This window comes from Paraburkholderia sp. UYCP14C (assembly GCF_004197395.1).
Lineage (GTDB): Bacteria > Pseudomonadota > Gammaproteobacteria > Burkholderiales > Burkholderiaceae > Paraburkholderia.
This window is the reverse complement of sequence record NZ_SELS01000038.1, coordinates 76595-82966: the sequence shown is the minus strand read 5'-3', so window position 1 is coordinate 82966 and position 6372 is coordinate 76595. Positions and strand designations below refer to the sequence as shown.

At 59.4% G+C, this 6372-nt stretch carries 7 protein-coding genes and 3 pseudogenes; 3 read left to right on the top strand and 7 right to left on the bottom strand.

The window, feature by feature from the left end:
* From EVC45_RS46245 to EVC45_RS28690, 3 genes and pseudogenes are all read right to left on the bottom strand, one after another.
* Nucleotides 1–181: pseudogene (locus EVC45_RS46245) on the bottom strand (Hsp20/alpha crystallin family protein); the annotation flags it as partial.
* A gap of 153 nt (nt 182–334) precedes the next feature.
* Nucleotides 335–742: an Hsp20/alpha crystallin family protein gene (locus tag EVC45_RS28695; RefSeq protein ID WP_129961565.1), complete on the bottom strand. Its 408-nt coding sequence runs from the start codon at nt 740–742 to the stop codon at nt 335–337.
* A gap of 28 nt (nt 743–770) precedes the next feature.
* Complete coding sequence (locus EVC45_RS28690) at nt 771–1214, bottom strand: Hsp20/alpha crystallin family protein (RefSeq protein ID WP_129961564.1); 444 nt, start codon at nt 1212–1214, stop codon at nt 771–773.
* A 249-nt stretch (nt 1215–1463) separates the two neighbouring features.
* Between EVC45_RS28690 and EVC45_RS28685 the strand changes: the two genes are divergently transcribed.
* The 3 genes from EVC45_RS28685 to EVC45_RS28675 all read left to right on the top strand — a co-directional run bounded on the left by EVC45_RS28685 (nt 1464) and on the right by EVC45_RS28675 (nt 2742).
* Complete coding sequence (locus EVC45_RS28685) at nt 1464–1847, top strand: hypothetical protein (RefSeq protein WP_129961563.1); 384 nt, start codon at nt 1464–1466, stop codon at nt 1845–1847.
* A 323-nt stretch (nt 1848–2170) separates the two neighbouring features.
* Complete coding sequence (locus EVC45_RS28680) at nt 2171–2407, top strand: type II toxin-antitoxin system ParD family antitoxin (protein WP_129961562.1); 237 nt, start codon at nt 2171–2173, stop codon at nt 2405–2407.
* Complete coding sequence (locus EVC45_RS28675; RefSeq protein WP_129961561.1) at nt 2404–2742, top strand: type II toxin-antitoxin system RelE/ParE family toxin; 339 nt, start codon at nt 2404–2406, stop codon at nt 2740–2742. The genes EVC45_RS28680 and EVC45_RS28675 overlap by 4 nt, the downstream gene beginning before the upstream one ends.
* Nucleotides 2743–2970: 228 nt before the next feature.
* Here EVC45_RS28675 and EVC45_RS46985 read toward each other — a convergent pair.
* From EVC45_RS46985 to EVC45_RS28655, 4 genes and pseudogenes are all read right to left on the bottom strand, one after another.
* Nucleotides 2971–3304: pseudogene (locus EVC45_RS46985) on the bottom strand (ABC transporter); the annotation flags it as partial.
* A gap of 523 nt (nt 3305–3827) precedes the next feature.
* Nucleotides 3828–3983 (bottom strand): annotated as a pseudogene (locus tag EVC45_RS28665) (aldehyde dehydrogenase family protein); the annotation flags it as partial.
* Nucleotides 3984–4306: 323 nt separating this feature from the next.
* Entirely contained in the window at nt 4307–5317 is a 1011-nt protein-coding gene (locus EVC45_RS28660; protein ID WP_129961560.1) for a zinc-binding alcohol dehydrogenase family protein, read from the bottom strand.
* A gap of 106 nt (nt 5318–5423) precedes the next feature.
* A complete protein-coding gene (locus tag EVC45_RS28655) occupies nt 5424–6371 on the bottom strand; it encodes an ABC transporter substrate-binding protein (protein WP_129961559.1) in 948 nt (315 codons plus the stop codon).
* Nucleotide 6372: the final 1 nt, after the last annotated feature.

Sequence of the window (6372 nt, the reverse complement as noted above, 5' to 3'; positions counted from 1 at the left end):
CGAACGGATCGAGAATGAACTCTTCAACCGCACGCCATGGTTCCCGCGACAGGAATCGCGAAATGTCAGGCCATGAGGTATTCCATTGTTCACTTTCCGACTGACCTTCCGGTCTTTGCGCATCGGACCTGCGTCCCGCGCCGCGAAGAAACTTGAAGGGATTCCACTTTCTCGTATTCATCCTATCCTCCGCTAAAGTGCGGCGGGAGAGCCGCGGATTCTCCATGTCACCGGAATCCCGACTCCGCCACCTACCGCTTGCACCCGCCGCGGTCGGGAAGTGGCGGCCAAAGGCCGCCACCGGGCGATCTCCCTGTCGCCGTTGCCCGCACTTTCAGCCCGTGCGCACCTCGATGCGGCGCGGCCTCGCTTCGTCGCGGCGGGGTATCGTCAACTTCAGCACGCCGTCTTTCAGGTTTGCGTCGATTTTCGAAGTGTCGAACTCAGGACTGAGGGAAAAAGCACGCGCGAAGTGAGGCTCGCGGATCTCCGCATGCTGCACGCGTAAGCCCGCCGGCGTCGGCACCACCGCTTCGGCCTCAATGTACAGATTGCCGTCGTGGACCTTCACGTCGAGGCGTTCCCTGGTCACGCCGGGCAAATCCGCCCACAGGGTGATGCCCTGACTATCCTCGAAGATATCTACAGGCGGCGTTAGCGTGACCCGTCGTTGGGACTGTTCGTCTTCGCGGCGGGAAACTGCCGCTTCATCTTTCCGGGCAAGTTCGGTCGTATCGTTCATGATGTTCTCCTCGGTTATCTGGCGCAGTTCATTGAACGCTGATGGCCCGCGGCTTTGACGTCTCCCGCTTGCCAATGCTCACCGTCAGGCAGCCATTGGTGTACTTCGCCGTGACCTTGTCGGGATCGGCGTGCTGCGGCAGTTCAATGACGCGCCGGAACGGGCCGACGAAGCGCTCCTGCGCATAGGTACGCGTGTCGTCGCCAGCCGCGTCCGGCCGTACGCTCCTGCGTTCGCCGCTGATGGTCAGCAGCCCCTTGTCGATGGATACGTCGAGGTTCGCCGCATCGACACCCGGTGCGAATGCGACGATCTCGATCGAATCGTCGGTCGAACCGATGTTGACCTGCGGGAAGGCGCTGAAGCGCCCGGAACGGATGCTGGAAGGGAAGCCGCCGAACAGGCTCGCCATCTGCCGTTGCAGACGGTCGAACTCGCTGAAAAGGTCGGTCCCGAAGTAGAGATCACTCATGGTCGTTTCCTCCTTCAAACCAGCAGGAGGACGAACCGGCCTACGCGCTCCAGTCCGTCCGCCATGCTGCCGGCAAACAAATCGAAACACGCAGCGCGCCTGAAACCTCCCGGCGCGGCTGCCCGAGCGGTATATAAGATAGAACTGGATACAAAAATTTCAAGGAAATTTTGGCGACGTGGCGCTCTTGAACCCGGCTTGAAGCGCCCCTATGTAACCCAGCACCTTGTAACACGATGCGAGGCCACCATGGAATTCGAATACGATTGGCTTACTCTTGGGCGTCACCGTGTCCGGTTGCGCTCAACGAAGGGTTTCCCGACCGAAACGATGCGCACGGCGGTCGAAGTGATCCGGCTGGCTATCGACAGCAACATGAGTGCTCGGGCGCGGCTGGCTGAGGTCGTATTCCGGCAGGAATCCGCCTACGAAATTGCGGTTGGCACCACGTTCGCAGAGGACCGGTTATGCGCGCCGCAGCTTGAAGCGGCGATCGCGACCGTACTGGGTTTGCAGCCAGCGCAGATCAACATTTTCGTGACCGTCGTTACACAGGAGGAAGTCGACCTGCACTTCGGTGTCTACGAGAGGATGCTGGCCGAAAAGCTCGGCGTGGTGCCGCCGATCCAGTAACCCGCGCGGCAGGCGTCAAGCGGTTGATTGGCAACAGAAGCGCCAGAAATGAAGAGGCAACTGTCGATCGGAAAGCTCAGCGTTCCACGGAAATTCACGTGCGTAAAATGCGCCGGACCCCTCCGCCGCAACCAGTCGTCGTGCACCCCTTGGCCCTTGCTTCGCCAACGATCAAGGGTTGCCTGGGATGCGCTGTGTATTCCACGACGAATACCTGATATGCAGGCCTTCTTCGCCCGGTGCCCCCGGCCATGGTCAATACGCCGGAAAGCTGGCTTTAGCACGCTTTGGCAAAATTTGCCAAAGCGTGCTAAAGTCGTTTCATGACCACGATGAACATTTCCCTACCGGATTCCCTGAAGGACTATGTCGACGAACAGGTCGACGTGGGTGGCTACGGCACGAGCAGCGAGTATGTCCGCGAACTGATCCGAAAGGACCAGGATCGCAAGCGTCTGCGCGCGATGATCTTGCAAGGCGCCACGTCCGGCCTCGCAGCACCTGTCGACGCCGACTACTTCGAATCGTTGCGTGCTCGCGTGCGGACGTCTCGCAAATGACGGCTAAGCCCGTCATCCCGACTCAACTGGCCATGCAAGACGTAGAGGACGAGGTGACACACTACCTCGTGCACGAAGGCTCGGAGCAGGCAGCGCTCGGGTTCGTCGCGGAAATCGAGCAGGCATACGCACGTCTCTCCAGGCACCCGAACATCGGGTCCCCTCGTTACGCCTACGAGTTAGACATACCGGGACTGCCATCGTGGCCGCTTGATCGCTATCCACACCTGATCTTCTACATTGAGCGCGAGGCTCATGTCGAAATCTGGCGCGTGCTCAACGGAAAACGCGATATTCCGGCGTGGCTGGAGAGCAACGACGCTCAGATTCATTGACACCCTGCCACAACCAAAGGTCTCATAGCTCACTCACCTGCGCGGCCCCGAGAGAATGCTCCCGCCCGCCAACCACTAATCACCTGCAATGCGAGATCGCCCAAAAAATGGGGCGTCTCGTTGGAGTTGGGCCACGCGTACCGTTGGCTAGCACATCCCCGGCGCAACGGTCGCCCCCTTTGACAACCGTCCTAAGGTTTGCAGGAAGGGCGAAGCGTCGGCAAGACATCAGTGAGCCGAATTCCATCCCTTATACGCGCCGACGTTCTCTCGTGTCACAAGAATAGGCTCAAGGAATTATGTCGTCTCCGGACTTCTTTCCGTTCCGAATTTCGTATCCGACCTCGATTACTTTTTGAGCCATCGCATACGGGTCCTAGCTCGCCGACGCGTAAATGGACGTCTCAGTTTTGAGTGCGCTCTCGATGTCAGGCGCCCCGTCTACTGAGGCAATCACGATGCCTGAGCGATGGAACTGCTTCGCCGCCAAATCGCTCCCAATCGCCTCGGGATCGTTAACAGCGAACACGCCATCAATCTTCGGAAAACGCGTCAGATACCCAACGCAATTTTCGAGACTCTAAGGCCCGAGCGGCTGACGGTATTCCATCGCTCTCTCCTCACGACTTCCACGTTTGCGGACTTACGATTGCGAGCAGTCCATCGATGACCGGTTTCGATAGACTAAAACAGATATGCAGTGGTTGTAGGACGTCGTAAAGAGAAACCCCACCGCAACCGCTTTTGCGGCGTCCTCGAGCTATCCCAACGATCGAGGTCGGCAGGGGAAACGGCGTCCCGCCGGAGCAAAGTGCGCTTTCCTCCGGCGCACAAAGGAAGGCCTTCGCCCTCATGTCGGCGATGTTCTTTGTATGCGGCTTCGGCTTCATCACGTGTCTGAACGACATCCTCATTCGAGCGCGTTATCGTAGCTGTCGCCACGGCCGCCGACGGACGGCTCGATGCCCGCTTCGGCCAAGCGCTCACTGTAACGGATGCTGACATACCAGATGGCGGTGTACCGGCAGCCTCCGAGCCGAACCGCAGTGTGCGGTGGACCGGAAGTGCCGCGGCACACGTCTCGCTCAGGCGTTCACGTATGCGGTTTTCACGGTGGTAAAGAATTCGGCCGCGTAGCGCCCCTGCTCTCGCGCTCCGAAACTCGATCCTTTCCGGCCCCCAAACCGGACATGCGGATCGACACCCGCCGTCGGTGCGTTCACCTTCACCATGCCGGCTTTCTGTGACGCTCAGCAAGAGCCTCGTGGCACGATCAGGGTTCGTCACCTGGATGTCGGAACCAATGTACGACAGGGAGAAGACAGCGGGCATTCTTGAGCGGCTGAAAATCGACGGACCAGGGGCCCCGCGGACACTCACTGCATTCAGGCGCCGCGACGGAATCCTGCCCGCCTCCGCAGCAAAACCGCTGGACGAATTGCGGCGTCTTACGAGCGGCACACCCGATCGGGCATAGCGTCGCGGCGATTCCAGGATCCGCCGCTCGCCTTTCAGTGCGGCTTTGTTCGCTAGATCCAACGCGCTCTGCGCGATGGCGCGCCGCTCAGCACTCCACCAATGCCTTCACCACGGTCTGTCCAGTCTCAAGTAAGCGCGGGAACGCCTCCGGAACATCGGCAAGCCGCATTCGGTGCGTGTTCAGGCCTTGATCCGGAATGCGCCCCACACGCATTGCTTCCAGCACGGTCTCGAAGTCGGCGACGGTTGCGTTCCGGCTGGCCAGCAAGGTCGTCTCGCGCTTGTGAAACTCCGGATCGGAGAACGTCACTTGCCCCGGCACAATCGAGATTAGCGTGTATTTGCCGCCGTGGGCCACAAATTCGAATCCGCGGTTCATCGCATCGATATTGCCCGTCGCGTCAAAGACGACATCGAAGAATTCGTTGTTCGTTATCGATGCAAGTTGTTGGGTGTCCGTGGGGCCAACAGCAACGGCAGCATCTACTTTCAATTGGGACTTGCAAAATTCCAGACGATCAGAACGCGTGTCGAGACAGGTCACATTGGCGCCCCGCAGTTTTGCGAAGATCATCGCGGCCATGCCAATCGGACCGGCCCCGACTACGAGCACGCGTTGATCGGCAAAAACGTCGGCCCGTCGCACCGCATGCGCCCCAATCGCCAGGAATTCGAGCATCGCGGCCTGATCGAGCGTGATTCCTTCGGCTCTATGAACAAACTGTGCGGGAACGCTCAGATACTCGGTGAGCGCGCCGTCTCGATGCACACCCAAAACCTTGATGTCGACGCAGCAGTTGGTCTTCCCTTGCCGGCACGCGACACAATGTCCGCACGATAGATACGGCATGACGTAGACACCGTCGCCGGGTGCAAACTCCGAGTCGGGTTCAGCTTCGACTACCACCCCGGAAAATTCATGTCCCATCACGCGCGGATACTGCAGGTAAGGCTGATTGCCCGTGAAGATGTGCAGGTCGGTACCGCAAATTCCAACGCGAGATACGCGCAGCAATACCTCGCCGGCCGCTCGAACGGGTGCGTCGGAGTGCTGCGCGCGCAACACGCCCGGTGATTCGCATATCACGCTAAGCATATGGACTCCTCCTGATTCAATCGCTAGCTTCGTCAGAAAAATTGCAACAGGTCCTGCGCCAATCACGCACCGGCATCGACGCAGGCCATCGCCAACGTCGGCGTGGTCAGTAAAGGACGTTTTTCGCCGTGGGCGAATCGAGGTTCTGCTTGTCGACCATCACGACACCCGTATCGATATCCTTCGCGACACTCTTGTGTTCGATAACGTTGACGGCCGTCTGGATTCCCTTGTATCCCATCTGGTAGGAGCCTTGAACGGCGATCCCCTGAATCGTCCCGTCGCGCACGAAGTTTTGCAGATCCTGATTGCCGTCAAATCCGATTGCCACCACCTTGCCCGCCTTTCCGCTCTGTTTGAGGGCGCGACCTACTCCGACTGCCGTCGGCTCATTTGCACCGAAAATCCCCTTCAAATCGGGGTTCGCGGAGAGTACGTCGGTGGTCTGGTTCAGTGCCGTCGCCATCTGGGACTGTGAGTAGTACGGACCGACGATCTGCAGTTTTGAATGTGTCGCGAGATACTTCTTGAAGCCGCCGACACGCCCGATTTCCGATCCCGCACCCGGAACGTAGGACATGAGCGCAATCTTTCCAGTCTGACCGACGCGGTCTATCAGCGCCTGCGCGCAAAGTTCACCGGCCTTCTCGTTGTCGGTCGACAAGAACGACTGATAGTACTGTTTGCCGGAATCCGACAGTGCCGAGTCGATCAACACGACGGGGATGTGCGCTTCCCACGCTTTCTTGATTGCCGGCACGAGCGCATCGGGATCGGACGGAGCGAGCACAATGCCCGCGACGTGCCGGTTGACCGCGTTCTCGACCATGTTCACTTCATCCGCAATATCGGATTCGGCGGCCGGCCCCTGGAAGGTCATCGTGTATCCCTTCGCGTCGCCGAGTGCGGCGTTCGCGCCTTTCTGCACGTTTTGCCAGTAATTCGAATTGACCGTCTTGACGATGACGGCGATCTCGCCGCCTGCGGCATACGCGCCCGTGCTGAACGCCGCGCACAACAGCGCCGATGCCGCGAATATCGAAAACCTCTGCATG

Excerpts from the sequence above, each read along its gene's own strand:
- EVC45_RS28680 (WP_129961562.1), top strand. The coding sequence starts at position 2,171 with ATGACCACGATGAACATTTCCCTACCGGATTCCCTGAAGGACTATGTC.
- EVC45_RS28690 (WP_129961564.1), bottom strand. The coding sequence starts at position 1,214 with ATGAGTGATCTCTACTTCGGGACCGACCTTTTCAGCGAGTTCGACCGT.
- EVC45_RS28695 (WP_129961565.1), bottom strand. The coding sequence starts at position 742 with ATGAACGATACGACCGAACTTGCCCGGAAAGATGAAGCGGCAGTTTCC.
- EVC45_RS28675 (WP_129961561.1), top strand. The coding sequence starts at position 2,404 with ATGACGGCTAAGCCCGTCATCCCGACTCAACTGGCCATGCAAGACGTA.
- EVC45_RS28655 (WP_129961559.1), bottom strand. The coding sequence starts at position 6,371 with ATGCAGAGGTTTTCGATATTCGCGGCATCGGCGCTGTTGTGCGCGGCG.
- EVC45_RS28685 (WP_129961563.1), top strand. The coding sequence starts at position 1,464 with ATGGAATTCGAATACGATTGGCTTACTCTTGGGCGTCACCGTGTCCGG.
- EVC45_RS28660 (WP_129961560.1), bottom strand. The coding sequence starts at position 5,317 with ATGCTTAGCGTGATATGCGAATCACCGGGCGTGTTGCGCGCGCAGCAC.